Source organism: Flavimaribacter sediminis, assembly GCF_019492055.1.
GTDB classification, from domain to species: Bacteria; Pseudomonadota; Alphaproteobacteria; order Rhizobiales; family Rhizobiaceae; genus Flavimaribacter; species Flavimaribacter sediminis.
Genome location: NZ_JAICBX010000002.1, coordinates 1098019 through 1124309, shown reverse-complemented (window position 1 = coordinate 1124309; position 26291 = coordinate 1098019). Strand labels below are relative to the sequence as shown.

Annotated in this window: 24 protein-coding genes and 2 tRNA genes; 12 read left to right on the top strand and 14 right to left on the bottom strand. The window is 59.2% G+C overall.

What is annotated here, in order from left to right:
* Positions 1–90 precede the first annotated feature (90 nt).
* Together hrcA and grpE are read left to right on the top strand one after the other, a co-directional pair.
* A complete protein-coding gene (gene hrcA / locus K1W69_RS13510) occupies positions 91–1167 on the top strand; it encodes a heat-inducible transcriptional repressor HrcA (protein ID WP_258571029.1) in 1077 nt (358 codons plus the stop codon).
* 140 nt (positions 1168–1307) lie between these two features.
* Positions 1308–1961: a nucleotide exchange factor GrpE gene (gene grpE, locus K1W69_RS13505; RefSeq protein ID WP_220228855.1), complete on the top strand. Its 654-nt coding sequence runs from the start codon at positions 1308–1310 to the stop codon at positions 1959–1961.
* A gap of 26 nt (positions 1962–1987) precedes the next feature.
* Here grpE and K1W69_RS13500 read toward each other — a convergent pair whose 3' ends face one another.
* Positions 1988–3013 (bottom strand): adenosine kinase, encoded by a 1026-nt coding sequence (locus K1W69_RS13500; RefSeq protein ID WP_220228854.1) that lies wholly within the window; start codon positions 3011–3013, stop codon positions 1988–1990.
* 193 nt (positions 3014–3206) lie between these two features.
* Here K1W69_RS13500 and K1W69_RS13495 point away from each other — a divergent pair, with 193 nt between their 5' ends.
* The gene (locus K1W69_RS13495; RefSeq protein WP_220228853.1) at positions 3207–3920 is read left to right on the top strand and encodes a sulfate transporter family protein; all 714 of its coding nucleotides are present in this window, start codon (positions 3207–3209) and stop codon (positions 3918–3920) included.
* Here K1W69_RS13495 and nth read toward each other — a convergent pair whose 3' ends face one another.
* A complete protein-coding gene (gene nth / locus K1W69_RS13490; protein WP_220228852.1) occupies positions 3921–4670 on the bottom strand; it encodes an endonuclease III in 750 nt (249 codons plus the stop codon).
* Positions 4671–4692: 22 nt separating this feature from the next.
* On the opposite strand from nth, the gene K1W69_RS13485 reads away from it, so the two are divergent.
* Positions 4693–5196, top strand: a complete 504-nt coding sequence (locus tag K1W69_RS13485; RefSeq protein ID WP_220228851.1) for a DUF2244 domain-containing protein — start codon at positions 4693–4695, stop codon at positions 5194–5196.
* Between the two features lie 12 nt (positions 5197–5208).
* On the opposite strand, the gene K1W69_RS13480 is transcribed toward K1W69_RS13485, so the two are convergent.
* Entirely contained in the window at positions 5209–6456 is a 1248-nt protein-coding gene (locus tag K1W69_RS13480; RefSeq protein WP_220228850.1) for a penicillin-binding protein activator, read from the bottom strand.
* A gap of 141 nt (positions 6457–6597) precedes the next feature.
* Between K1W69_RS13480 and rsmI the strand changes: the two genes are divergently transcribed.
* On the top strand, positions 6598–7482 hold the full coding sequence (gene rsmI / locus K1W69_RS13475; protein ID WP_220228849.1) for a 16S rRNA (cytidine(1402)-2'-O)-methyltransferase: 885 nt from the start codon (positions 6598–6600) through the stop codon (positions 7480–7482).
* Positions 7479–7850 carry a YraN family protein gene (locus K1W69_RS13470; RefSeq protein ID WP_220228848.1) on the top strand — a complete coding sequence of 124 codons (372 nt, stop codon included), beginning with the start codon at positions 7479–7481 and terminating at the stop codon, positions 7848–7850. Before rsmI ends, K1W69_RS13470 begins: the two co-directional genes overlap by 4 nt.
* Before the next feature lie 62 nt (positions 7851–7912).
* Here the strand turns inward: K1W69_RS13470 and K1W69_RS13465 are convergent, their stop codons facing one another.
* The 3 genes from K1W69_RS13465 to K1W69_RS13455 form a co-directional block, all read right to left on the bottom strand.
* The gene (locus tag K1W69_RS13465) at positions 7913–8905 is read right to left on the bottom strand and encodes a BMP family lipoprotein (protein ID WP_220228847.1); all 993 of its coding nucleotides are present in this window, start codon (positions 8903–8905) and stop codon (positions 7913–7915) included.
* 180 nt (positions 8906–9085) lie between these two features.
* The gene (msrA, locus tag K1W69_RS13460; protein ID WP_370688261.1) at positions 9086–9745 is read right to left on the bottom strand and encodes a peptide-methionine (S)-S-oxide reductase MsrA; all 660 of its coding nucleotides are present in this window, start codon (positions 9743–9745) and stop codon (positions 9086–9088) included.
* Positions 9746–9756: 11 nt separating this feature from the next.
* Complete coding sequence (locus tag K1W69_RS13455; protein ID WP_220228845.1) at positions 9757–10074, bottom strand: hypothetical protein; 318 nt, start codon at positions 10072–10074, stop codon at positions 9757–9759.
* A 254-nt stretch (positions 10075–10328) separates the two neighbouring features.
* Here K1W69_RS13455 and K1W69_RS13450 point away from each other — a divergent pair.
* Positions 10329–10418, top strand: a tRNA-Ser gene (locus K1W69_RS13450).
* A 123-nt stretch (positions 10419–10541) separates the two neighbouring features.
* On the opposite strand, the gene K1W69_RS13445 is transcribed toward K1W69_RS13450, so the two are convergent.
* Positions 10542–10653 (bottom strand) — tRNA-OTHER (locus K1W69_RS13445).
* Between the two features lie 30 nt (positions 10654–10683).
* On the bottom strand, positions 10684–11103 hold the full coding sequence (locus K1W69_RS27470; RefSeq protein WP_370688260.1) for a helix-turn-helix domain-containing protein: 420 nt from the start codon (positions 11101–11103) through the stop codon (positions 10684–10686).
* Between the two features lie 357 nt (positions 11104–11460).
* On the opposite strand from K1W69_RS27470, the gene K1W69_RS13435 reads away from it, so the two are divergent.
* Complete coding sequence (locus tag K1W69_RS13435; RefSeq protein WP_220228843.1) at positions 11461–12159, top strand: DUF2971 domain-containing protein; 699 nt, start codon at positions 11461–11463, stop codon at positions 12157–12159.
* Positions 12160–12572: 413 nt separating this feature from the next.
* Complete coding sequence (locus K1W69_RS13430) at positions 12573–13871, top strand: flavin-dependent oxidoreductase (RefSeq protein WP_220228842.1); 1299 nt, start codon at positions 12573–12575, stop codon at positions 13869–13871.
* A gap of 121 nt (positions 13872–13992) precedes the next feature.
* Here K1W69_RS13430 and K1W69_RS13425 read toward each other — a convergent pair whose 3' ends face one another.
* The 6 genes from K1W69_RS13425 to K1W69_RS13400 are packed head-to-tail and all read right to left on the bottom strand — an operon-like array spanning position 13993 to position 21611.
* Complete coding sequence (locus tag K1W69_RS13425) at positions 13993–14955, bottom strand: alpha/beta hydrolase family protein (protein ID WP_220228841.1); 963 nt, start codon at positions 14953–14955, stop codon at positions 13993–13995.
* Positions 14955–15986 (bottom strand): oligopeptide/dipeptide ABC transporter ATP-binding protein, encoded by a 1032-nt coding sequence (locus K1W69_RS13420; RefSeq protein ID WP_220228840.1) that lies wholly within the window; start codon positions 15984–15986, stop codon positions 14955–14957. Before K1W69_RS13420 ends, K1W69_RS13425 begins: the two co-directional genes overlap by 1 nt.
* Entirely contained in the window at positions 15983–17896 is a 1914-nt protein-coding gene (locus K1W69_RS13415) for a dipeptide/oligopeptide/nickel ABC transporter permease/ATP-binding protein (protein WP_220228839.1), read from the bottom strand. The genes K1W69_RS13420 and K1W69_RS13415 overlap by 4 nt, the downstream gene beginning before the upstream one ends.
* Complete coding sequence (locus K1W69_RS13410; RefSeq protein WP_220228838.1) at positions 17893–18837, bottom strand: ABC transporter permease; 945 nt, start codon at positions 18835–18837, stop codon at positions 17893–17895. The genes K1W69_RS13415 and K1W69_RS13410 overlap by 4 nt, the downstream gene beginning before the upstream one ends.
* Positions 18838–18850: 13 nt before the next feature.
* Positions 18851–20374: an ABC transporter substrate-binding protein gene (locus K1W69_RS13405; protein ID WP_220228837.1), complete on the bottom strand. Its 1524-nt coding sequence runs from the start codon at positions 20372–20374 to the stop codon at positions 18851–18853.
* A gap of 58 nt (positions 20375–20432) precedes the next feature.
* A complete protein-coding gene (locus tag K1W69_RS13400; RefSeq protein ID WP_220228836.1) occupies positions 20433–21611 on the bottom strand; it encodes a CaiB/BaiF CoA transferase family protein in 1179 nt (392 codons plus the stop codon).
* Positions 21612–21784: 173 nt separating this feature from the next.
* Here K1W69_RS13400 and K1W69_RS13395 point away from each other — a divergent pair, with 173 nt between their 5' ends.
* From K1W69_RS13395 to K1W69_RS13385, 3 genes are all read left to right on the top strand, one after another.
* Positions 21785–22735 (top strand): LysR family transcriptional regulator, encoded by a 951-nt coding sequence (locus K1W69_RS13395; RefSeq protein WP_220228835.1) that lies wholly within the window; start codon positions 21785–21787, stop codon positions 22733–22735.
* Positions 22736–22849: 114 nt separating this feature from the next.
* Complete coding sequence (locus K1W69_RS13390) at positions 22850–23911, top strand: TRAP transporter substrate-binding protein (RefSeq protein ID WP_220228834.1); 1062 nt, start codon at positions 22850–22852, stop codon at positions 23909–23911.
* Positions 23912–24026: 115 nt separating this feature from the next.
* A complete protein-coding gene (locus tag K1W69_RS13385; protein ID WP_220228833.1) occupies positions 24027–25970 on the top strand; it encodes a TRAP transporter large permease in 1944 nt (647 codons plus the stop codon).
* Positions 25971–26291 lie beyond the last annotated feature (321 nt).

Below are 26291 nucleotides of genomic sequence, written 5' to 3'. Positions count from 1 at the left end.
ACGGTCGTCAGCGGCCTGATCGAAAGGATGGAACGGGCTGTAGATTGATCGACAGACAGCGACCGGAAAATGGCCGGTCACGGGGTTCGCATGAGTAATATGGCAAATTTCGATCTCTCCAACGCCATGTCGCATGACGAGCGGATGCGTGAAATATTCCGCCGTCTCGTGGAGACCTATCTGGAGTCCGGCGAGCCGGTAGGCTCAAGGAGCCTCTCCCGCATCCTGGCTCATCCCTTGTCGCCCGCGTCGATCCGAAACGTCATGAGCGATCTCGAGGAACTGGGATTGATCTATGCGCCGCATGTGAGCGCCGGACGCCTTCCGACCCAGCAGGGTCTGCGCTTCTTCGTTGACGCATTCATGGAGACTGGCGATCTTTCAACCGAAGAGCGCGACATGATTGAACGCCAGGTGCGCGGCGGCAACCGCGATCATTCGGTTGAAACGCTTCTGACCGAGGCGAGCCAGCTGCTTTCGGGTCTTTCGCGCGGCGCCGGGCTGGTTATCGCCAACAAGAGCGACGCCATCGTGCGCCATATCGAATTCGTCAGGCTGGATGCGACGCGCGCCCTTGTCATCATCGTCGGGGAGGGCGACCAGGTCGAGAACCGGATCATCGAGTTGCCTGTCGGCGTCACAGCGTCCCAGCTCGTCGAGGCTGCCAATTTTCTCAACGCGCACTTGGCCGGCCATACTCTGCCCGAGTTGCGCGGCAAGTTGCATCGCCTCAAGCAGACGGTCGCCGACGAACTGGATGCGCTGTCCCGCGACCTCGTCGAACGGGGCGTTGCAGTATGGTCGGGGTCGTCGGAAGGTCAGCCGGCCCGTCTGATCGTGCGCGGCCGCGCAAACCTGCTCGACACCATGCGAGACATCGAGGAGATCGACAAGCTGCGCATGCTCTTCGATGATCTGGAGAAAAAGGACGGACTGATCGAATTGCTCGACCTTGCCGAGGCCGGTTCCGGCGTTCGCATCTTCATCGGTTCGGAGAACAAGCTGTTTTCCCTTTCCGGCTCATCCCTTGTGGTTGCGCCCTATCGCGACAGCGATGACCGGATCGTCGGCGCGGTCGGCGTCATCGGTCCAACGCGGCTGAATTACTCCCGCATCGTCCCGATGGTCGACTACACCGCCCAGGTTGTGTCGAGAATGATTCGCTAGGTCGCTGCGCAAGACAGAGAGCATGGGTCGTGGCCAGGCTTTCAAGCCGCGATTCGGGTGGTTTCGTCCCTTGATTTTTTGTCGCGAAACCTCGATATGCGTCACGACATCGAAAATAAGAAAGAAGGACAAGTCACGTCATGACCGATGAGACGAAGAAACACGGTATTGACGACGAAGGTAAGACTGTGCCCGAGCAGGACGCCGTCAACGACTCTGCGCCGCAGGATGAAGTCATTGAACCGGAAGCCGGCGAGGGCGAATCAGCCGATCCGATGGGGCCGCTGGAAATTCTTGCCGCCGAAGCCGACGAGTGGAAAGACAAATATCTGCGCATGGCCGCCGAGATGGACAATCTGCGCCGCCGCACGGCTCGAGACGTCAAGGACGCGAAGTCCTATTCCGTTTCCGGTTTCGCGCGCGACATGCTTGGCGTGTCGGACAATCTGCGTCGCGCCCTCGACGCCATCCCCGCCGAAACGCGTGAGGCTGGCGAGGCTGGCCTGAAGGCGCTGATCGAAGGCGTCGAGATGACAGAGCGCTCGATGCTGTCGGCGCTGGAGCGCCATGGCGTGAAGAAGCTTGCGCCAAAAGGCGAGAAATTCGATCCGAATTTTCACCAGGCCATGTTCGAGGTGCCTGATCCGAACGTGCCCAACAACACGGTCGTTGACGTGGTTCAGGACGGTTACGTGATCGGCGAACGCGTGCTGCGGCCTGCGATGGTGGGGGTCGCCAAGGGCGGACCCAAACAGACGGAAGCCGCGAGCGTGGAAGCCGGCGATCAGGAATAGCCGGAAAGGTTAGAAAGCCGGGCCTGTCAGGCCCGGTCGCGCGCGTCCGTCGATGCGCCGTCTGAAAGACCCCGATCGATCGCCGCCTGTCTCAGTGAAAGCATGGGCCGAGGCCCGATCTGCTGGATTACCAGACCGGCGGCGAGACTTCCGAGATGTCCGCAATCTTCCAGCGTCCGGCCGTTGGTGTAGCCGTAGAGAAAGCCGGCGGCGTAGAGATCTCCCGCGCCAGTCGTGTCGACAAGCTCATTGATTTCGATGGCTGGAATAATGATCCGCTCTTCCTTCCTGGCGACGATGGAGCCATTCTCGCCCCGTGTGATGACGGCGAGGCTGCAATCCTGCGCCAGCAGGTCAACCGCAGTTTCCAGCGAAGCCGTCTGATACAGCGAAATCGCCTCATGCTCGTTGGCGAAGACGATGTCGACGGCGCCGCCGCGCATCAGCTCCAGAAATTCGTCGCGATAACGATCGACGCAGAATGGGTCTGACAACGTCATCGACATTTCCCGGCCGTTTTCGTGCGCAATCTTCGCGCACAACACGATCGCTTCCTTTGCGCGCGGCGGATCCCAAAGGTAACCTTCAAAATAGCTGACCTTCGCGGCCGCGACGATATCAGCCTCCACATCCTCCGGGCCGAGCTCCACGCAGGCGCCCAGATAGGTGTTCATGGAGCGTTCGCCGTCCGGCGTCACGAAAATCATGGAACGGGCTGTCGGTGGATAGTCCTTGAGGGCTTCTGTTCCGAACACCACACCCTGGGAGCGGATGTCGTGCCGATAGATGCCGCCGAGGTGATCGTCGGCGACCTTACCGAAGAATGCGGCCTTGCCGCCGAAACTCGCAACGCCGGCGGCCGTGTTTCCCGCACTGCCGCCCGAGGCCTCGATAGCCGGACCCATGCGGCTGTAGAGCAGTTCGGCCCGATCGGCGTCGATCAGGTTCATGGCCGCCTTGGTGATGTCGTTTTCGATCAGAAACGAGTCCTCGCATCTTGCGATGATGTCGACGATTGCGTTTCCGATGCAAAGAACATCCAGATCACTCATGCGGTCAGTCCCTCATTCCGTTGGTTCGATTGTGCGCTTCTTGATGACGAGAGTGATCTAGCCGTGTTTGTCGCCTTTGAAAAGCCGATGACCGGGGTTTTGGGAAATCGCGGCCATGCGACCTGTTTTCTTCGCGCTTGATTTGGTCAGGCGGATCACTATCTGCATCCCATGGCCCACCTGGACCCTTCCCATGATTCTTGAAGCCGTGCGGCTTGCTGGCCGCAACATGCTTGCGCCGGAAACGCGCGCCGCCTTCTGGCGAATTCTCGGATTGACCCTGCTGCTGCTTGTCGGCGGCTGGGTTTTGATTCGCGAGATATTCGTCGCCTATGTGGCGCCTTGGATCCAGACGTTCCTGCCGACGATGCCGGACTGGGTTGTCTGGATCGGTTCGCTCGCAGGCATCATCGCCTCGCTGGGTCTTGCCGCGGCTTTCGTTCTTCTGATCGCGCCGGTCACGGCGATTATCGCTGGCCTTTTTCTCGACGGCGTCGCTGAAGTCATCGAATCGCGCGATTACCCGGCCGATGCGCCGGGACAGGCGCTCCCCGTCGGCCGCGCCGCGATTTATACCGTGAAGTTCCTCGGCGTTGTCATCGCCGGCAATCTTCTGGCGCTCTTTTTGCTGCTGGTTCCGGGCGTCAATCTCATCGCATTTTTCCTCGTCAACGGATATCTGTTCGGCCGCGAATTCTTCGAGTTCGCCGCGCTGCGTTTCCGTAGCGAAGAAGAGGTCCGGCGGATGCGGTCGAAGCACGGGACAACGATTTTCCTGGGCGGTCTTGTCATCGCGGTGGTGCTCGCCATACCAATCGTCAACCTGCTGACGCCGATCTTCGGCGCCTCGATGATGGTCCATCTGCACAAGATGATTTCGCGCAAAGACCCCGAATTCGCCGCGTGATCAGGAAATCCGGGTGAGCGGCGCCGGAATATCCGTCGTCTTGGCCTTGTACTTGCAAAGGTCAGCGATCACGCAGGCGGCGCAATCCGGTTTTCTGGCCTTGCAGACGTAGCGTCCATGCAGAATGAGCCAGTGATGGGCGTGCAGCAGATAGCAGTCCGGCACGGTGCGCAGCAGATTTTGCTCGACCTTGTCCACGTCCTTCCCTGGCGCCAGGCCGATGCGATTTGCAATGCGAAAGATATGGGTGTCGACAGCCATGGTTGGCTGGCCGAAGGCCATGTTGAGCACCACATTGGCGGTTTTTCGTCCCACGCCGGGCAGCGCCGTCAGTGCGTCGCGGTCGGCCGGCACTTCTCCGTTATGGTCATGGATGAGCGCGCGCGACAGCAAGATGACGTTCTTCGCCTTGTTGCGGTAAAGACCGATCGTGCGGATATGCTCCCGCACCCTGTCTTCTCCGAGATCCAGCATCTTCTGGGGCGTGTCGGCAATCTGGAACAGAGCGCGGGTCGCCTTGTTCACGCCGGCGTCCGTCGCCTGCGCCGATAAAACCACTGCGACCAGAAGCGTATAGGCGTTGACGTGCTCCAGTTCGCCCGTCGGCCCGGGTCGTTGCACGGAGAAACGCCGGAAGATCTCGTCCAGTTCGCTCCGTGAATAGAGGCTTTTCGGAAGCCTTTTTCTCGGCTTGCGCCGCTTCGGCCCGCGTACGCCTGCAGGCGCTGATTCTGGTTTTGCCTTTTGCATTTTTTCTCTATATTCGCGTGTTATGGACAAAAGCAATTCTTCGGAGCGCGTCGCGCCGGATCCGGAGAAACCGATTTTCGAGGCCATGCTTACGCCGCACCGCTCTCTCGGCCGTGTGGGCTTTCTCGTCGTGATGGGCGTCGCCACTGTCATTACCCTGGCGCATTCGACGGTCTTCATGGTTTCCGGCGCCTGGCCTGTGGGCGCATTTTTCGGGCTCGATCTTGCGCTTCTTTTCGGGGCCTTTTGGCTGAATTACCGTTCGGCGCGCGCCAGGGAAACGGTGAGCGTTTCCCGGACCGATTTGCTGATCAACAAATACGCGCCTTCCGGGCGTTCCACCGAGTTTCACTGGAACCCGCTTTGGGCGCGGTTTCATGTTTCCCGGCACGACGAGATCGGAATCACGCGCATGGCCGTTTCCGGAGAAGGGCGCGCGACCGATATTGGCTCCTTTCTCAATCCGGAAGACCGGGAGACGTTCGCGGATGCTTTTTCAGGAGCTCTCGCAAGAGCGCGCCGCTGACGCAGGGCGGCATCAGTATTGGGCCGTGGTGATGGCGCCAGGATGGGCCGGCGCCGGTTGGAGCACGACCGCCTCGCCCTCCTGTATCTGGTAAATGGCGAGGCTTCGCGAACTCAGGCCGTCCGGAAGGAAACGGTAGGCGCCCGTGACGCCGAGATAGCCGCGGCTGTTTTCGAGATTTGAACGCGACAGCGCTTCAGGGTTTCCGGAGGCCAGCAGATCGGCGGCCAACATCACCGAATCGAAGCCAAGACCGCCGTTGACGGTCGGGTCGGCGCCAAATTTCTCGCGATAGTTTTCACGGAACGGCGTGAAATAGGTCTCGTCCATATCAGCAAAGATGCCGCCCTGTAGATAAGCGGATTTCAGATCGGACGATCGCCACTGTCCTGTGCCGATCAGGCGCTTTTCCGGGAGTTTTACGCCTTCCGACTGGAGAACCCGAGCAAGCGCAATGGGCGCCTGGCCTCCATCGGGAAGGAAAATCGCATCAGCCTCCTCGATCGCCGGAAGAACCTGCTCTACGGCGGTGACCAGCGATTGATTGTCGTAGCGATAGTAGGAAACTCCGGTCAGCCTGCCGCCGCGCTTTTTCAATGAAGCGCGCAATTGTTGCTCGACAAGCGCGCCATAGGCGCCTTCCGGCAGAATCGCAGCGATGGAGGGAGATCCGATGCTCACGGAATAGGAAATGACCCGGTCGACGACCTGGCTTGGCAGGAACGACATCAGGTAGACGCCGGGCGAAGCGGCTGTCGGATCGGAGGAAAAGGCGATTGCGTACCGCTTGCCGGGTCGGGTGACGCTTGCGGCCGAGGCGACGCTGGTTGAGAAGACCGGGCCAAGCACGAGAGCAGCGCCTTCGCGCATTGCCTCTTCGGCGCGCGCTCGCGCGCCTAGCGGGGTGCCGCCGGTGTCCTTGATGACAAGTTCCATCGTGTGCTCGCCGCGTGTCTCCAGCGCCAGTTCAGCGGCGTTGCGATATTCGGCGGCGACCCGCGCGCCATTTCCCGGCGCCGACAGCGGCAGAAGCATGGCGACGCGCGTCGGACCCGAGCCCAGCACTTCTCCGAGCGCGGGACCTGTCTTTGCCGGTAAACTTGTTACCTCGAACGCCGGTTCCACCTGGATATCCGTGGGCAGGCCGTAATTGACCGTCTGTTGGCATGAGGCGAGCGCCAAAGCGATGGTCGCAATGCTCAACGCCGTCAGGCGAGCGAACGCCCGTTTCGGTATGTCCCGCAATCCCCAGTCCCCCATCGTTTCGCCATTGGCGATACGAACGATTAGTATTGATTTAAATACCGTCGGTAAAGGGGGGACGCCGGTCGCCAGCCTGGCAATTGCCTGCGGCGGGCAAAGTATGCGAAACCCAAGGAAGGGATCGCGGAATCAGGGCGCATGGCAGGCAGTTTTCACATCGGAACGCAGGAAATTTCCGCAGGGATTATCGAGCCCGGCCTCTACCTTGTGGCCACGCCGATAGGCAATCTGCGCGATATAACGATACGCGCGCTGGAGACCATTGCAGCGGCCGATATCGTCGCCTGCGAAGATACGCGTGTTACGCGGAAGCTTCTTGATCGATACGCGATTTCCGTGCGGCCGCTTGCCTATCACGAGCACAATGCGGCGAAGGCCGGGCCGGCCTTGATCGCAGCTATCGAAGATGGCAAATCGGTCGCTCTCGTGTCTGACGCGGGAACGCCGCTTGTCTCCGATCCCGGATACAGACTTGTCGAACAGGCGATAGAGGCGGGTATTCGGGTGACGCCGGTTCCAGGCGCTTCGGCGCCGCTTGCCGCTCTCGTCGCCTCCGGCATGCCGACGGACGCATTTCTGTTTGCAGGCTTCCTGCCGAATCGCAAAAAGGCGCGCATCGACAGGCTGACCGAACTGAAGAGCGTACCGGGCACGCTTGTTTTCTTTGAGTCGCCGAAACGCCTTTCCGCTTCGCTGGCCGATTGCGCAGGCACGCTCGGCGGCGACCGGCCGGCTGCGGTTTGCCGTGAACTCACAAAGACCTACGAAGAAGTCCGGCGCGGCAGCCTGGAGGAGCTTTCCCGGCGCTATTCCGCTGCGGACAATGTCCGGGGCGAAATCGTGCTCGTGATCGGTCCTCCCGAAGCCAGGGAAATAGATGAAGTCGATGTCGATGGACTGCTCAGGGAGCTTGGCGAAACCCTTGCGCCGGGAAAGGCGGCGACAGAAGCTGCAAAAGTGACGGGTCTCTCCCGCAAGTGGCTCTACAGCCGGCTTCTCGAAATGAAGGCTGACGGCGCGTGAGCGGCGGCAAAACTGGCGTCGAAGCGCGTCGAAAGGCCTTCAGAAAAGGGCATTTGAGTGAATGGTTCGCAGCGCTGGCGCTTGTCCTGAAAGGCTATCGCCCGGTCGCCCGGAGGTACCGCACCCGCCATGGCGAAGTCGATCTCATCATGCGCAAGGGCGATCTGGCCGTCTTTGTGGAGGTGAAGGCGCGCGCCAGCGAACAGGCCGCCGTTGATGCGGTCACAGCGAACGCGGCCAGGCGCATTGCGGCTGCCGGCGATGTTTGGCTGTCACGGCAATCGGACGCTTCGCGCCTGTCTCTGCGTTATGACATCGTGGCGGTTATCCCGGGCCGCTGGCCGGTTCATTTCCCGAATGCGTTCTGAAAAAGAAAGCCGCCGGGCCATTCGACCCGGCGGCTTTCATGATCAACTTTTGTCGAATGCAATCAATAGGGGCATTTTTCGTCCGACATATAGTCGTGTACGACGATCTTGCCTTCAATGATATCCGACTTCGCCTGTTCAACGGCGTCGCGCATGTCCTGGCTCACCAGCGGCGCATTGTTTTCATCCATGGCGTAGTCAACGCCGTTTTCGGCGAGACCCAGAACATTGAAACCATAGGTGAACTTGTCTTCCTGCGCATCCTTGAAGGCGTTGTAGACGGCGACGTCCACGCGCTTCAGCATGGAGGTCAGCACGTGCCCGGGCTGCAGGCCGTTCTGGTTGGAGTCGACGCCGATGCCGAGTTTGCCCTCGTCGGCGGCCGCCTGCAGCACGCCGATGCCGGTGCCGCCGGCGGCGGCGTAGATGACGTCGGAACCCTGGGCGATCTGCGACTTGGTGATCTCGCCGCCCTTGACCGGGTTATTCCAGGCTTCCGGCGTGTCGCCGGTCATGGCTTCGAGGACTTTTGCGTCTTCCTTGGTGGCCATCACGCCGCCCTTGTAGCCGCACGCGAATTTGCGGATCAGCGGAATGTCCATGCCGCCGATGAAGCTCACTGTGCCGCTTTCGGACGCCATGGCCGCCATCACGCCCACGAGATAAGAGCCTTCCTGCTCCTTGTAGACGACCGAGCGGACATTCGGCTTGTCGACGACCATGTCGATGATCGCAAAATTGATGTCCGGATAGTCGGCGGCAACGTCTTCGAGGGCGGCCGCCCAGGAAAAGCCGGCCATGACAATCGGATTGTTGCCGTCGCGGGCGAAGCGGCGCAATGCCTGCTCGCGCTGCGCGTCGTTCTGGATTTCGAATTCCCGGTATTCGATACCGGTTTCTTCCTTGAACTTCTCCGCGCCGTTAAAGGCGGACTCGTTGAATGACTTGTCGAATTTTCCCCCGAGGTCATAGATGATCGCCGGTTTGATATCGGCGGCCAAAGCCGTGGCCGACATCGCGGCGAGTGCAAACATGCTGAGAAGTGTACGCTTCATTGTGACCAACCCTGTCGTTGTTCCGTTCATTATTGGTTTCCGCACCGCCAGTCCGGTTGCGGCGGGCCTTTGCGCTGTATGCGCAGCCGGCCTTAGCCCATCCTTGCACGGCTCATGGCAAGAATCACGCACAAAATGCAGGCAAAGGCCGCTCAGGCCCATGAAATGCGCAATTATGCTTTACACGCCAACCGGGCAGGCGACGCCGGTTCCCCTGACGCCGCAATAGCCGTTCGGGTTCTTCGCCAGATATTGCTGGTGGTAGTCTTCGGCGAAATAGAACGTGGGCGCCTTTTCTATCTCGGTGGTGATGGAACGGCCAAACCCGGCCTTGTTAAGGGCCGCCTGATAGTCTTTTCGGCTCTTTTCGGCCGCCACAAGCTGTGCATCATCAGAGGCGTAGATCGCGGAGCGGTAGGTGGTGCCGATGTCGTTGCCCTGGCGCATGCCCTGGGTCGGATCGTGACTTTCCCAGAACGCGCCGAGCAGATCTTCATAGGAAATTCTTTCCGGATCATAGACGACGAGGACCACTTCGGCGTGGCCGGTCAGGCCGGTGACTGTTTCCTCGTAGGTCGGGTTGGGCGTTATGCCGCCGGCATAGCCCACCGCCGTCACCCATACGCCGTCGAGCGACCAGAAAATTCGCTCTACGCCCCAAAAGCAGCCCATGGCGAACATGGCCGTCTTCATGCCCTCGGGATATGGTCCCTTGAGGGCGCGCCCGTTGACGAAATGGTTGGTTGCGGTCGGCAGCGGCGTGTCGCGGCCGGGCAATGCATCGGTCCGCGAGGGCATCTCCAGCTTGTGGCGCTTCGAAAAGAGGTCTGTGAACATGATTTGGCTCCTTGTCAGACGGAGAAGCGCCCGGCCGGTTTCGGCCGGCGCCATGCGATGAGATAGAAGAACAGCGCGATCGCCAGAAACACGGCCCAGGCCGGCTGCAGCAATATCCACTGCATAACCGGATCCCACAAATAGGGATGCAGGTTACCCTGGATGAGCGTTTGGCTCTGCGCGAGCGTTTCCGGGCTGACATTATACCATGCCGATCCGAGAGATGTGATCACGATCTGCGAAGAGGCTACCGACTTGATGGCGTCCTGCACGCCGGTGACTACGGCCATGATCAAGGCCAGCAGACTGATGGCGCGAAGCATAAATCTCATATTTTGGCTCCGTTGCACTTCCATATAGGGAGGCTCGCACAAGCCTTAAACCATGTCGGCCACACATGAAATCGAAACAGTGACGTTACGGTTGCGCGCAAATGCGCCAGTCACGCTGATGTCGGCGGTCGGCCGGTTTGCGGCTGTGTCATTTCTGTCATCTTCGCGCGAGATTCTGGTTGATCCTGATTTCGTCTTGACTATAGTGCGCGCCGTTCCGGAAGAAGTCCCACAGGGCCTGCCCGGCATATTGCGGAGAGGTGGCCGAGTGGTCGAAGGCGCACGCCTGGAAAGTGTGTAGGCGGGAAACCGTCTCGAGGGTTCGAATCCCTCTCTCTCCGCCATATTCCTTTTGGTTTCTTTATATAAACAAAAACAATCAGTTACATAATCTGCGAATTAAAGGTCTACCCCAATACGCTACCCCAAAATCGTCCTTTCTCTTTAAACATGTGAATCCTGAGAGGTGGAGGTGACGACAGGACTTGAACCTGCATCTACCCTGCCGTATTTTGTCTTCTGCTAGGATAACAAGAATACCAGCAAGCAAGGCGCTCTATCCGGTTGAGCTACGCCACCAAGACGCGGCATTCGCGAAAACGTTTGCCTCTATTTTTCCATCCTTTTCTTACCCTTCTTTATCCTGTCTGATACGAATGGCTCGAGCTTTTGATTTAGGAGATCAAGCTCGAAGTACATGTGCCCATCGGCTGTTTTCTTTCTCACCACTAAACTCTTTTTCTCCAGCGATCTAATCAGACGTTGAACTGTCCTCACGCTGACTCCCATTCGTTCTGCGATTGTACTAGTGCCCGGAAAAACAGGGTCTTTGCGCCTCCAGCGGTGGGCATTGAGATTGAGGAGTGCATTCAATTCCTCACTACTGATTCCCAATTGCCTTTGTTCGAGTAGTAGAATGTCAGGTACGATTTGAAAGCCAAACTCAGCGGCTGGCCCCCAAAGGTCAACCGCTGTCCGACCAGCAAGGTCCGGATCTCTATTCGCTATTTGCTCCGTCGTTTCGAACATCATGGGCCATTTAAAACACGAAAAAGTTGCTAAGACTAGCATCTATTTATATGAAACGCCATTTTTGTCGCATTTATTTAGAATTTGGTGAGGCGCACACCGGCGAGTTAGTCGTCTGCTGAACGGTAACGGTCGACAGACAGGATCAACACAAGGCGACGAAATATTGTTGAAACGCATCAAACGGCTCGAGCATCCTATCCTTTGGAAACCTCGATACACGGCTGTCAAATACGTATTTTGATATTATGTTGTGCGCCTGTCCTAGGCGAGAGCCCGTGCTAAAGCAGCCTGTTGTCCCAGGGTAAGTACATCCTTGGCTGCAATATACTTTTCGTTCACCTGAAGGAATCCTATATGGTCACGGTTGATCCACCAATATTGCCTCCCCGTTTATTTCGTTACCGTCCACTGGGTAGCATTGAATTGGCGGATCAAGAACTCGGTGCAATTTTAAACAACTTTCTATGGTGCAGCAGATATTCAGCTCTCAATGATCCGATGGAGGGATTCTTTGGCGCTTCTCCTTGGCTGTCAAAACAAACAACATACAAAAAATTAGCTGACGAGATTCTGAACCAAAAACACACTGTCGGTATCTGCTGCTTTAGCGATACAAATGATAACGAGCTGATGTGGACTCATTATGCCAGTAACTATGCCGGTATTTGTGTTGCATATAGCACGCATGATCTATGCGCAGGACTGGACGACAGCGTTCATATTGCGCGGGTGGCTTATAATAATACTCCGCCAAGGATAGGCAGAGCTGACAAGGACGACCCACAGCGCTCTGCTAGGAAAATACTATCTCACAAGAAGTCTTCTTGGTTCTACGAACGAGAGTGGCGTTTATTAACTAGTCAGCAGGGAGGAAGGGTCCCCGGACCATTGGAAATAGCTGGAAAATCTCCTGTGAAAGCGGTCTATCTGGGAGTCAGACTGGAAGACGGTGTTAAGCAGAAGTTAGTGTATTCCTTACGCATTCATAAAATTAAAATCTACGAAATGAAGGTATCTAACTATAATCATTCTTGGCCGCTACTTACTAGATGAGGGAATCTAATACTAATAATGTTTGTGGACTCTAATGAAAATAACCGCAACTCCGGAGAAACATTTTTACTTACTGCAAGCTGCGAAATGGTAAATTCAGGTGATTTTTAATTGCGACGCTGGCCGAATGTCACAATTCTATACGGACAGCCTGTCCCGCTAAGTCCAGTAACTTTCTGCGGGTAGTAGTGAGTTATTATTGAGGACCCCAGCAGAACCGAGATTGAGAAGAAAGCTAGGTCAAAGTGTAGCTTTCCATTCAAAGAACATTTTGCGACTTGGAGGCGATTGAATGCGAACCGCCAATACTGGGGATTGTAGATTAGGCTGCTAGGGCAAATTCACACAGCGTTAGACTATCGATTCCCCTTCCTTTATAGACTTGCCGCGAATGGTAGAAACGGGAGGATAAAGTGTCCGGGTGTCATGTACTGATCGCAGGAGGAGGAATTGGGGGGCTCGCGGTCGCACTGACCCTTGATCAAATTGGCGTTCCGTTTACGGTTTTCGAATCCGTCCAGCAACTGCGCCCGCTCGGCGTCGGCATCAACATCCAGCCGAACGCCGTTCGTGAACTCTACGATTTGGGTTTTACCGAGCAGGAGATGGACCAAATTGGCATCCCTGCCCGCGAATGGGCGCTGGTTGGCTTGAACGGCAACGATATCTATTGCGAAGAACGCGGTATCGGGGCCGGCTACAAGTGGCCGCAATACGCCGTGCATCGCGGCAGGTTCCACATGCTGCTGGCGAACAAGGTGAAGGAACGGGCTGGCTCCGATGCCATTCGTCTGGGATGCAAGGTCACCGGATACCAAAATCTGCAAGATGGCAGCGTTAACGCACAGATTGAAAAACCGGATGGGTCCACTGAAAGCGTCACGGGCACAATGCTGATCGGCGCTGATGGCATCCATTCTGCAATCCGTGCCCAAATGCATCCGAACCAGGCGCCGATCCATTGGGGTGGAGCCATCATGTGGCGCGGCACGTCTATGGCCAAACCTATCCGCACAGGGTCATCCTTTGTCGGACTTGGCACCCACAGGCACCGTATGGTGATCTATCCCATCTCGCATCCAGATCCCGACACCGGGCTCGCGATGATCAACTGGATAGCCGAACTGACGGTCGACAATTCGGAAGGCTGGCAGGGTAGCGGCTGGTTTCGCCCGGCAGGAATCGGCGATTTTATCCATCATTTCGAGGATTGGACCTATGATTGGCTCGATGTGCCGGCCTTTCTGAAACGGGCGGACGTCGTCTATGAAAACCCAATGATCGACCGCGATCCGGTGCCCACCTGGCGTGATGGCAATGTTCTACTTGTCGGTGACGCCGCCCATCCGATGTATCCCACGGGATCGAACGGCGCGAGCCAGGCCATTGTCGACGCACGCGAACTGGGAGCCATGCTTTTACGTTACGGGGTGGATGAACAGGCGCTCGTCGCCTTTGACGAAAAACTCTGTGGCCCGATTTCGCAGGTTGCGCTCCGAAACCGGGGCGCCGGTCCTTTCGGATTGCTCAATATCGTCGACCAGCGGTGCGGCGGAGAATTCGACACCATCGACGACGTTGTCTCACTCCAGGAGCGAACCGAATTCATGGCCCAGTACAAGAAGGCAGCAGGTTTTGCCATCGACACGCTCAATTCCGCCGCACCGACGATCCCGCCGGGTTCCTTGGTCCGGGATGTTGCAGACGTATGAGTGAAACTGCTGCGGCGCAACCTGTTATTCATTACAGAACAGTATATCTTCGTGCACTATCCTCTCGAGAGTATCCAATTCTTGCTACTTGCAACAACGTCATGTCCTGAGAGTTCTCAAGTTACTTACGCTTGAAAACCAATGGACAATCGTCGACTCGGCCGGCGAGCGCCGCCAGCCAATCCCTGGCAGCCGCGTCGCCAGCAAGATATGCATCCAGAAAGGCCAACGTAATTTGCAGCACCGCCTCCTTATGGGCGGGCACCGGCATCTGCTCCGGTATGGCAATGCCGCCGAGATAGTGATCGGCATCCGTCAGCACCGCGAGATATTTGTCGCCTGGCGGCGCGAATTCGTAGGGTTCGACCTTCCAGCGCCAGTCCTGCCCCTTCGCGCCACCATCGCGCGTGCCAGTCAAGTTGAGCATCGGTCCGTTGATACCGTCCCACGATCCATCGCGCAGACCTTGCTGATCCCGGCCCTGAGCGCTCATAAGAATGGCCGCGGAAAACCGGTCGTCCAAGAAATTGACCGAACCTTTTCCGGGCAGGTCGATTTCAGCACCGGCGAAAAGCTGGGACGTGTAAGCGCCAAAGGAATGCCCGGTGATCGCCCCCTTCGTCGGCAACAACCGTGCTCCGCAGGTTTGGTTGAATATCGTATCGAGATTGTCCATGACCAGGCGCACGATCTCAACCCGCTGCAGCCAGTATTCCGGCTTATGCAATATCTCGTACAGGCGCGCCTTCATCTGCGGGTGAGCAGCCCAGGCGACGCCGTCCTGTCCAGGCTCGTAGCCGAGATCGGGTTCTGCTTTCGCCACGGCATCGACCCAGTCTGGAAATGTCGGATTGATCACGAGGTACCCATGCGACGCCCAGTGGCAGCATAGCTCGGCATAGTGCCGACCGCTGGCGCTAAGGCCATGACAGAAGATCGCATAGCCCTTGATCTGGCCTGTGACGGGCCAGCGGCACACAAGCGGCAGCGGTGATATTGCGGCAAGGCCCTCCGGCGCCAGATCGTCGCGGACCTCAATTTCAGTGGATATTTGATTTGAGGGATAGTGTTGCAGTTTCGTCATCAGGGTATCCGTTTCTCGCGGGAGGGCTTTGTCGCGTGATGGCCCTCGACCTCGGGTGCGAGCAGAAAGCAATTCGCGACCCCGCCACCCGCGACCGGATATTCGGGCGGCATATCCGTCTGGCATCGCGGCATTGCCATCGGGCAGCGGTTCTTGTAGGGACAGCCGACATCGGCGACGCGCTGGGTATCAAGTGCAGGTTGCAACTTTCGACTTTCCCGGCGGGCGCGCTGTCGGTCCGGATCGAGCAGCGGAACCGCATCCAGCAGCGCTTTTGTGTAGGGATGCGCGGGATTCTTGTAGACCCGGTCCGACGGTCCCTCCTCGACAATGTGGCCGAGATACATGACCGCGATGCGGTCGGAGATGTGGTGGACCAGCGCAAGGTCGTGAGCGATCAGCAGATAAGCGATGCCGAGTGCATCCCGCCGCTCATAGAGGAGGTTGATGATCTGGTTCTGCGTCGATACGTCGAGCGCACTGACCGGCTCGTCGAGCACGATAAGCTTCGGCCGCAGCGCCAGCGCCGATGCGATTGCGATACGCTGGCGCTGGCCTCCTGAAAACTGGTGCGGATGGCGCGACAGGTGCTCTTCCTGCAGCGACACCAGCTTCAGCAGTTCGATTGCCCTCTCCCGCCTTTCGGCCTTGTTCATGTTCGTGTGAACACGCAACGGTTCGGTTACGATGCCCTCGACCGTCATCGACGGATTCAGAGACGAATAGGGATCCTGGAAAACCGCCTGGATCTGATTGCGAACCTCGGAGGGATAACGTGTCTTCATGGCGACGAGATCGTGGTCGCCGAAACGTATGGACCCCGATGAAGCGGGTACAAGACCAAGTACGGTGTTGGCGATCGACGATTTGCCCGAGCCGGACTCGCCCACAAGTCCGAGGGTCTCGCCGGCCCGAATCGCAAGGTTGGCGCCCTTTACCGCGAAGAAGGGCTTGCCTCGGAGGCCAAGCAGCGAGCGGCCCCAATAGGTCACCGACAGGTCGGTTATCTCGAGAAGCGGCCTGACGGTCATGTGCCTGGCCTGAGGTCCAGCTGATCGGCGCGCAGGCAACGCACCATCCGTTCGCCGCTAGTCAAGGCAACGGGCTGTTTGCAGGTCGCAACAGCAAAATCGCAGCGGTTGGAGAAGCGACAGCCGGCTGGCCACGCGCCCGGCCGCGGAACGTTTCCGCGGATCGTAGGCAGAGGCGGGTTGCGATCAGAGGCGTGCGGCATCGCGCTGAGCAGGCCGGCAGTGTAGGGATGTTTCGGATCGTGGAACAGCGTATCGACGCCTGCCATCTCCACCATCTCTCCGGCATACATAACGCTGATTCGATCACAGATGTCGGCGGCCACAGCCAGGTCGTGAGTGATGAACAGGATCGCCATCCCGAACTCGTCCTGCAGGTCGCGGAAGAGATCGAGGATTTCCTGCTGCACCGTCACGTCGAGCGCTGTCGTCGGCTCGTCGGCGATCAGCAGCGAAGGGTTGCAACTCAACGCGCGGGCAATCGCGATGCGTTGCGCCATTCCGCCGGAGAGTTCATGCGGATAGGCCTTGGCCCTTGCCCCGGGCTGGGGAATGCCCACCCGCTCGATCAGCGCCACAGCCCTGTCCCATGCTTGCCTTTGCGAAAGCCCCTGCTTGGCGCGCAGCACCTCGGCAATCTGGCTGCCGACGGTAAATGCCGGGTTCAGGCTGGTCGTCGGATCCTGGAAAACCATCGCCACCTCGTCACCGCGCAACTTCTCGATTTCGGCGGACGCGAGGCAACGCAGATCGATGCCGTCGAGTACGATCGAACCCCTCGTTATCCTCAGTCCTGCACCCATCAGACCCAGGATCGCCAGCCCGGTCATCGTCTTGCCGCTGCCGGACTCGCCAACGAGCCCCAGAGTTTCCCCTTGCGCAATCGAGAATGACAGGTCGGTGATGATCGGCAGTCCAGGATCGGAGCCAACCATCACTTCAAGACCCTCGACGCGAAGCACCTCGTTCTCACGGGTCTCCGGTCGCGCCGCCGGCGACGCCGCAGAGCGAGACGGCTCGAAAGTCGCGGTTCTGCCTTCCGGTGCGGTTGCGGCAATGCCGCGCCCGATCGAGTCGCGCAAGACATCACCGAGCAGGTTGACCGAAAGCACAGTCAGTATGATCGCGATCCCCGGCGGGATCGACAAAAACCAGTTGAGCTGCATGAATGCCGCCGCTGTATTCAGCATCGTTCCCCAGCTGGCCTGCGGCGGCTGTACGCCCAAACCGATGAAGCTCAGCCCTGCTTCCGATAAAAGCACCGCGCCGACGGTCAGGGTGACCTGCACGATCAGCGGCGGGGCGATATTCGGGAAAATGTGGCGAAACAGGATACGGCTGTCCGATGCGCCGATAACCCTGGCCGAGCGCACATAGATTTCCTCGCGTTCGGCCAGCACGACCCCGCGCGCCAACCGCAGGAACGAGGTTGAAAACAGGATGCCGAGCGCAATCATCGCCCGGTGCAGTCCGGGACCCAGGATTGCGATGATGACGATCGCCACCATGATGCCGGGGATTGAGACTATCGCCTCCACGATACGCATCACGACCCAATCCCACCAGCCGCCGCGATAGCCGATGAACAGGCCGATCGGAACGCCAAGCGCCACCGCGATAGCGGTCGCCTCTGTAGCGGCGATGACGGCGATGCGGCAGCCGTAGATCAGCCGCGACAGCACATCGCGGCCGAGATCGTCCGTTCCCAGCCAGTGTCGGGCGGACGGGCCCTGCAGCGCATTGATGAGGTTCTGCCGCAACGGGTCGTACGGTGCGATAACATCTGCGAAGACAGCCAGAAATACGAGCAGCGCCAGAATAGATACAGCAACGCCGACAAGGACGTTTGAAGCGCTGATCCGCCACGGCTTGCCAACGGCGCCGGCGCTTTCCGCATTCTCGACAGTCACGTCGGCCGCGCCTTGGGGTTGAGAAGCCCGTAGATCACGTCGGTGGCAAGCTGGACGGCGATCACCAGCCCGACCATGACCAGCACGAGCCCCTGAAGCATGGGGATGTCCTGCTGACGCACCGCCGCGATCGCAAGCGTGCCCAGTCCATTGATGGCGAACACCTGTTCGACGATCAGCGCGCCGCCAAGCAGCACGGTGATCTGGAAGGAAAGCACAGCAACCACCGGTATCATGGCGTTGGTCAGCGCATGTTTGAACAGGACGCGCCGGGCGGAAAGCCCCTGTGCGCGGGCTGCTCTCACATAGTCCTGCTGGAGTACGCCGACCATGGCCGAACGCACCTGCCTGGCAATGGCTGCGCTGGACGATGTGCCAAGCGCGATCGACGGCAGGATTACGCTGCGCAACCACTCCCACGGCGACTCCGTGATCGGCGTGAAGCCGGTGGCAGGAAACCAGCGCAGGCTGACCGCGAAAATGGCGACCAGGATCAGGCCAAACCAGAAGTTGGGAATGGCCTGGCCAAATGTCGCGCCGAGGGTGGCGAAGCGGTCGACCCAGGAGCGCGGGTGAAGGGCTGCCGCTACGCCCGCCGCAACCCCCACGACGATAGCGATGAATGCCGAAACGGCCGTCAGGGAAAGCGTAACGGGCAGTCGCTGCATCACGGCGCCCATCACGCTCACGCTATTGAAGTAGGACGACCCAAGGTCGCCCTGCAGCGCCCGGCCTAGCCATTGCAGGTACCGGACGTGGATGGGTTCGTTCAGGCCCATGCGCTCGCGCAGCATTTCATGCTGTTCCTCGGTGCCCGTATCGCCGAGAATCAGGTCGACCGGATCGCTCGGCAGCAGCGACGTAAACGAGAACGTCAGCACCGACACGATGAACAGCAGGGGCGCCAGCGCCAGAAGCCGCTGGAGGATGAGCCTGAACATTAAAACCCGCTTGTCAGTTGTTTGCCTTCAGGCCTCTAAGATTAATGGAATCTTCTCCGTAGCGGTATACCACGGTCGGATTGTCGTCCGTCGCATTGGAAACCCCGATCAGGATAGGAGAGTTGGCGACGAAGATCAGGAACTTCTCCTTCGCCAGTTGTTCCGCCATCTGCTGGTATACAGAGCTGCGTACTTCGGTGTCCACCGACTCCAGGCCGGCATTGGCCAGTGAAAGCAGTTCCTCGCTCGGCTTTGTCTGGAAAGGGTTGTAGGCTGCGTCTTCGTAGATGTATCGAAGCGCGACGAACTTCGGATCCGTGTTGGTGTTCCACACCAGGTTGGTGGCCGGGAAATCCGTCGTGCGGCTACGGCGGGCAAGCGTGCCCGGTTCGACCGGCACGATGTTCATCGTTATTCCGATTTCGTTGAAGAAGCCGGCGAGCGCCTCCAGCCGCGACTGGTAGATCGGGATCGAAGGCATATCGAAGCTGAACCCGTCCGGGAAGTTCGACTTGGCCATATACTCTCTGGCCTTCTCGACATCGTAGGCATAGGCGCCCTCGACATCCGGGTTGTAGGCCCAATGGCCCTTGCCGTAGGGCTGATACGAATCTTCCGACAGGCCGAACAGAATGGCTTTGCCGAACGCCGCGCGGTCAATCGAGTGCGCCATCGCCTGACGCACGTTCATGTCCGCAAACGCCGGAACCTGGGCGCCTTCGCGGTCGGAAATGATGACGTGATAGTTCAGTCCACCCGTGTTTCGGAAAAGCTTCAGGTCGGGCGAACTGTCGATGATTGCCGACTGTGGATTCGCCAGCCAGTTGCCGGCGTCGATCTGCCCGGTCTTCAACGCATTGAGGCGCGCTGTATCGTCCGGAATTTCCCAGACTTCATAGCGCTCCAGGCCGATCTTGTCCGGGTCCCAATAGGTCGGGTTCGGCGTATAGACCTGCACTTCGCCTTCACGCGATTCTTCCTTGCTGTGGACGTAAGGACCGGTGCCGATCGGGTTGCGGTCGATCGTCGGATCGGCCATCGCTTCCGGCGCCAGCATCATGCCGCCCGTGTGGGTGAGGCTGTCGATGATTGCCGGATCCTGCTCCTTCAGCTTGATCGTGAATGTGTACTCGTCGTTCGCCTCGGCGCTTTCGACGGTCTTCAGACCCTCGATGATCGCCAGTTGGACGCCACGGTTAATGTTGGCCGCCGCCACTTCGGCATTGAACGCCTCGCCGTTGCTGAACTTGACGCCCTCACGCAGCGTGATCTTCACGTTGAGGCCGTCGATCTCGTAGCCGGTCGCGAGCAGCGGAACGGGTTTGCCGTCCGGACCCCTCTCGAACAGTGATTCATAGACCGGACGCAGGTAGGGCACACCGCTGCCGCTTTGCTGTTGCGGATCCATGGTGATAAGCTTCACCTGTTCGGCATATTTGAATGTTCCGGATGGTTCGGCGCTTGCGATCGTCGCGCCGATGCCCATTGCAGCGCACGCCGCAAGTGAGACAAACAGTCTTCTCGTCATCGAGTTCATTTGCATTCCTCCCTTTTGAGGGTCAGGAGGCCCAGGGGCCTTCCCGACACATAGCCAGTCATGTCGCATTGGCCCGGCGGGGCGAGGCTAACGCCGCACCGGAATTCAGAAGATCGGTGTCCGCGCCAAGCCGCGGCGCAGCGGGCAGCGACGGCGCGCCAAGATCGCCCCAGCGGAAGGCGGGTCCAAGCGCCACCGGCTCGCCCTCGACGCCGATACCCGGCGTCTGCGGGTAGATAGTGGTGAGATATTCCCCCAGGTCACGCACCTTGGATGACGGGACGCCATTCTCGTTAAGCACGGTCTCAAGCGCATCCGCATTCATAGTCGCAAAGGCGCTGGAGAGTTCCTGGCGTAATTCGTCAGTCGCTGCATTCGCCAGAAACGCGCCATCGCCAAGCCCGACCGGCACGTAAGGCGGTTCAGCCAGATCAGGCCTGCCAAGCTCACGGCAGAGCGTCCTGAACTGGCCCATTGTGTTGGCCGCAACCGATATGTGGCCGTCCGCGGTCGCAAATGTTTCCGCGCCGGGGCTGCCGACGAAACCCCGATTGCCGACCCGCTCGGGCGCCTTGCCGGTCGCGATTGTATTGGCCGTCGGACCGGACATAAGAGCCAGCGCGCAGTCTACCATCGAAACGTCCAGTGTAATTGGCGCTTTGTCGCCACGCAGCCGACGCACGATTGCAGCCATTATCCCTTCAGCTGCGCTCATCCCCGTTGCGATGTCGATGACCGGAAAGCCGACCTTGACCGGAGCCTCGTCGGCTTTGCCGCCCTGCAGCGCCATCATGCCGGTTGCGGCCTGTATGACGTGGTCATAGGCGCCGCGTGTGCTGTTAGGCCCGTCATGCCCCCACCCGGAGATCGAACAATAGATAATGTCCGGCCGGACAGCTCTTATATCGTCCGCACCGAGACCGAAACGTTTGGCGACGCCCGGCCTGAAGTTTTCCACGAAGATGTCGCACTTCGCCGCGATCGCACGGATAGCGTCGCGCCCCTCCTCGGTGGCAAGATCCACGACGACCGATTTCTTGCCTGCGTTGAGAGCGCGGAACCCCGGCGGCAGGCCGTCGAACTCCGGCTGCATATCCAGACCCCTCATCGGATCGCCGCCGCCCGGCCGTTCGACCTTGATCACTTCGGCGCCGAGGCAGCGCAGGTGATGCGTGGCACACGGGCCGGCAAGGACATGGGTGAGGTCGAGCACTCGAAACCCGTCGAGTGGTAGCATGCGGATCTCCTGTCGTCGGGCGCCACGGGGGCGCGTCGTACGGGCCTGCGGTGCACAGGTAAAAGGCTCCTCCCAGAGCCACAGGCTTGACCTTAGAAACAGATCAGGTGTTACTGGTAGTTATATTTTCTAAGGCCAGTGTTTTGAATTGCTAAAGTCAACGGGAGTTTCGCATGGACCTCAGGCAAATCCGCTATTTCGTCGCGGCCTGCGAGGAGGGCTCACTCAGCGCGGCCGCAAACCGGCTGAACTGTACGGCGTCCGGCGTAAGCCAGCAGATGAGCGCGCTCGAAGGCCGGCTGCGCATCAGCCTCTTCGAGCGCACGCGGCGCGGAGTAAACCCGACCGCGGCCGGCTGGCGGCTCTATGATAGATGCCTCGCCGTGCTGAAGGCGGTTTCCGAAGCAGAGATGGAGATCAAGGACTTCTCGTCCGGGCTGAGCGGCTCGGTGTCGGCCGGCTTTGCGCCGGGTCTCGCGAAGGCCGTCCTGCCGGCGGCTCTCGCCCGCTTCGTGCGGGAGTTTCCGCGCATCGACGTCGACATAGCGAGTGGAACGGCAGACGCACTGGTGGCTGAAGCATCCGGCGGCGGACTCGACTTTTATGTCGGCCAGTTCGCGAAGCCCCAAACGGGACTGACGGCCTCCGTGATCGGCAAGTTCCCCGTGGCGCTGATTTCCGGATCGCGCCGCGGCCTGATGCCGATGCAGCCTGTCCGGCTCAACGAAACAACACCGCTCAAACTGTCGATCCCCTCGGCGACCCATAGTCTGAGGCCCAGGATTGACGCCGCGATCCGCAATGGCGAGATCACGGTAGAGCGCACCATATCGATTGCCAGCCTCTCGACCGGACTGGAATTCCTCAGCCTGACGGACTGGTCGACGATCCTTCCTTTCTGGATCTGCCTCAAGGAACTTGGCAACGACCGCTTGACGGTCAATCCCATCATCGAGCCGGTGCTGGATGTCGAACTCGCCCTCATTCATCCAACGCAGAGGCCCCTGTCGCGTGCCTCGCGCCAACTCCATGACTATTTTCGCGAGGAGCTCCAGCGCAGCAGCGAAGAATGGAAGCGGATGATCAGCCAACCTGCTTTAAGAACTGCTTACAGAACAATTTAGAAGAAATAAGTTTTCCTGATCTCTTGGCGAACCTAGGCTCGTTGTTGGAGGAGTGCGGCCGCTCAAGCCGCAGTTTGTTGCGCTGGCGTTGCTCGCGCGAGCTGGGAGGAAGACATGACCACTGACACAATCGAAGATAATGGTATTTCAGACCGCGGGCTGAGCCGCCGGGCCTTTGGAGGCCTGACGCTGGCCACAGTGGCCGGAGCGCAACTATTGAGCACGCCAGCAAACGCGGCCGAAATCGAGCTCAAGATGCAGTTCGCCTCGCCCGACGGCACGCCCTGGAACGATATGGACCGGCGGTTTGCCAAACAGATCGAGGGAATCATCGGCGACCGTGCGGAAGTCGTGTTCTTTCCGCCCAACTCCGTCACACCCTTCAAGGACTGGCTGCAATCGACAGGCGCCGGCCTGCTGGACATCGGGTTCGTCTGGCATCCGGTACTGCCGGGCAAATTCCCGCAGATGGAACTGTTCAGCCTGCCTGGCCTGTCGAAGAACCAGACCCTCGCCACGATCGTTTACTGGCGGCTGCGCGACCAGTATCCCGAAATGGGCAATCTCTACAGCGACGCGGACAACGTGGTCGACATCGCGACCTTCGTCGCCATGGGTTCGCACCTCCATACGAACGAGCCGGTTCGCACCCTCTCGGACGTGAAAGGCAAGGTTTACGCCGCGCAGGATTCTGCCGGCGTTGTCGTACTCGAGAAACTCGGCGCGAGTGCCAGCGTGATGGTCGGACCCGATGCTTATCTGGCGCTTCAACGCGGCGCGGTTGATGGCGTCCTGTGCGCTTGGGGCTGGGTAAACAATTTCAAGCTCAACGAAGTCACCACATATCATACACTGCTCAATCTCAACCCGGGCAGCTATTCGACCGTGATGAACAGAGACACATGGAACCGGTTGACGCCAGCCGAACAGGCGCACCTGTCCGACATGCAACTGACCTATTTCTTCTACAACACCACAAATGGCGCTGCGGCCGCGATGTCGAGCATTCCGCCCGAAAACCTGTTTACGATCAGTGCCGAGGATTCCGCTGCTCTGGCATCCAAGATGAGACCGTTCTGGGACGAATGGGTGAAGAAGGCGGATGCAGCAGGAATGCCCGGGCAGGAAATCCTCGACGAGGCCGTGCGCCTGATGAAACTCTACGATCAGAACTAGGCGTTATCGTCGGCTATCGCCGGCGGCGGCAACAACCTGATATTGTCTCCCGAACGGTGCCGACATCAATGCGTCGGCATCCGTCAGAGCCCGGTCATCCCTGAAAGGCAGCAAATTGGAGCAGGTAGCCGATTCCGACGAAGGCAATCAGGGCTTGGCCGCTGGCCTCGAACGGCTCTCCCAGGCTATCCGGCGTCTGATCGCTGCACCCAGTCGCTTATCGCTTTACCTTGGCGCCGCAGCCCTTGTGGCGATGATGCTGATCACTGTCGCCGATGTAACGCTGCGAAACCTGTTTTCGACGGTAGTTCCAGGCGGCATGGAAATTACCGGGCTTCTTATGATCATAGTGGCTCTGGCCACGCTTGTATGTGTGGAACGCGAAGGCGGTCACATCAGAGTCGATCTGCTGCTGCGGTTGATGCCCGACTGGCTGCGCGCGCCAATCCTGGCCGGTGGTCTGCTGTTGACGCTGGCGATCATAGGCGTGACCGGGTACCAGATATTCCTCCAGGCACGTTATCTCAGCGACAACCGCATCGTCACTGGCGTCACCGGCCTGCCGGAGTGGCCCTTCGTTGCTTGTGCGACCCTCTTCATTGTCCTGTACGCTTTGGCGCTTCTGGCCAATCTCGCTTCCGCTCTTGCAAATGCAAGCAGGAAAATTGACGGTCGTTCGATCACGGTTCTGCTAGCCTGCGCCGGCGCTGTCGGCCTGATCCTCCTGCTGGCGCTGGCTCCACAATACGCTCCGTTCGAACTGCCACGCGGCGTGCGCGGGATTTTCGCCATCAGCCTATGCTTTGTCCTGATCTTTCTCGGCGTCCATATAGCGGCTGCGATGGCCGCGACCTCACTCGTCGGAATCAGCATCCTGATCAACTCGACGGCCAGCCTAACCAGCCTTGGCACAACCACGATAGACGTCGTCAGCGACCAGACCTGGAGCGTCGTCCCGCTGTTCACATGGATGGGATTGATCGTCGTCGCGTCGGGCTTCGCAGAAGATCTCTACCGCTCAGCCTACCGCTGGATCGGTCACCTGCCAGGCGGACTGGCATCGGCCAGCACGGTCGCATGCGCCGGGCTTTCCTCCATTGTCGGCGACACGCTGTCTGGCGTCTACTCGATGGGCTCCATCGCGCTGCCGCAAATGCGCAAATACGATTACGACATGCGGCTTGCGACCGCTTCCATCGCGTGCGCAGCTACGATCGGCGTCATGATTCCTCCGAGCCTGGCTTTCATCGTCTACGGCATGATCACTGAGGTCTCGATCGGAAAGCTATTCATGGCCGGCATTCTGCCGGGCATCCTGTTCGCCTTCATCCTCGTCGGCCTGATTTCGATCCGCGCCAGGCTAAACCCCGAGCTCGCGCCGCGCGGTGAGGTCAGCACCTGGAACGAGCGGCTCTCGTCGAGCGCCAGGGTCTGGCCCATCGTCGCGCTGATGCTGCTCGTCCTCGGTGGTATCTACACCGGCGCCGTGACGCCAAACGAAGCCGGCGGGATCGGCGTGTTCGGCGCGCTTGTTATCTCCGTACTGACGCGCCGCCTTACCTGGGCGACGCTGTGGCAGTCGATCGAGCGGGCGCTGCTCCTTTCGGCCGCCATCATCATCATCTTCATGTTCGCGACTGCATTCAGCCGCTTCATCGCGATCAGCGGCCTCACGCAGCAGCTGGCCGATCTGATCATCGGATTCCAGCTGGGCAAATACCAGCTTATCGGCGCGATCCTGCTCTTTTATGTGCTGATCGGCATGTTCATGAACGCCCTGCCTGCGCTGGTGCTGACAGTGCCGCTGTTCTACCCGATCGCGATGAGCGCCGGATTCGATCCCGTCTGGTTCGGCGTCGTCGTGGTCATCATGGTCGAACTCGGCGTTGTCACTCCGCCGATCGGCGTCAACGTATTCGCCATCGCAGCAATAGCCAAGGACGTTCCGATGTACGACGTCTTCCGCGGCGTTCTGCCGTTCTGGTTCGCCTTTCTGATCCTGATCGTCCTGATCGTGGCCTTCCCGCAGATCAGCCTGTTTCTGCCGTCGCTGATGTGAGCGAAGGCGCCGTGGATGGACGGAGAACAGTTTAGTCTTTGGAGTCGGCGTACCTTACCCTGATAGCACCTGGCGGAGGCGCGCCCAGGGGCCGAATCCGGCGCGACTTTGAGACCGTGTGCCGATGGTAAAGGGACGTCTTGATAGGAATGCGACTACGGCAGCAACCGCCTATGCCTGGATCATCTGGAGCAATCCACTCGGAAAAGTTACCAAGTCAATCCAGGTGTCCACTAAGCCGCTGTAATCGTGAAAAACATCCCTCTATACGATTTCTTAAATGCACGCTGCCGAAACTGGGTTGAGAAAATCACGCATGCT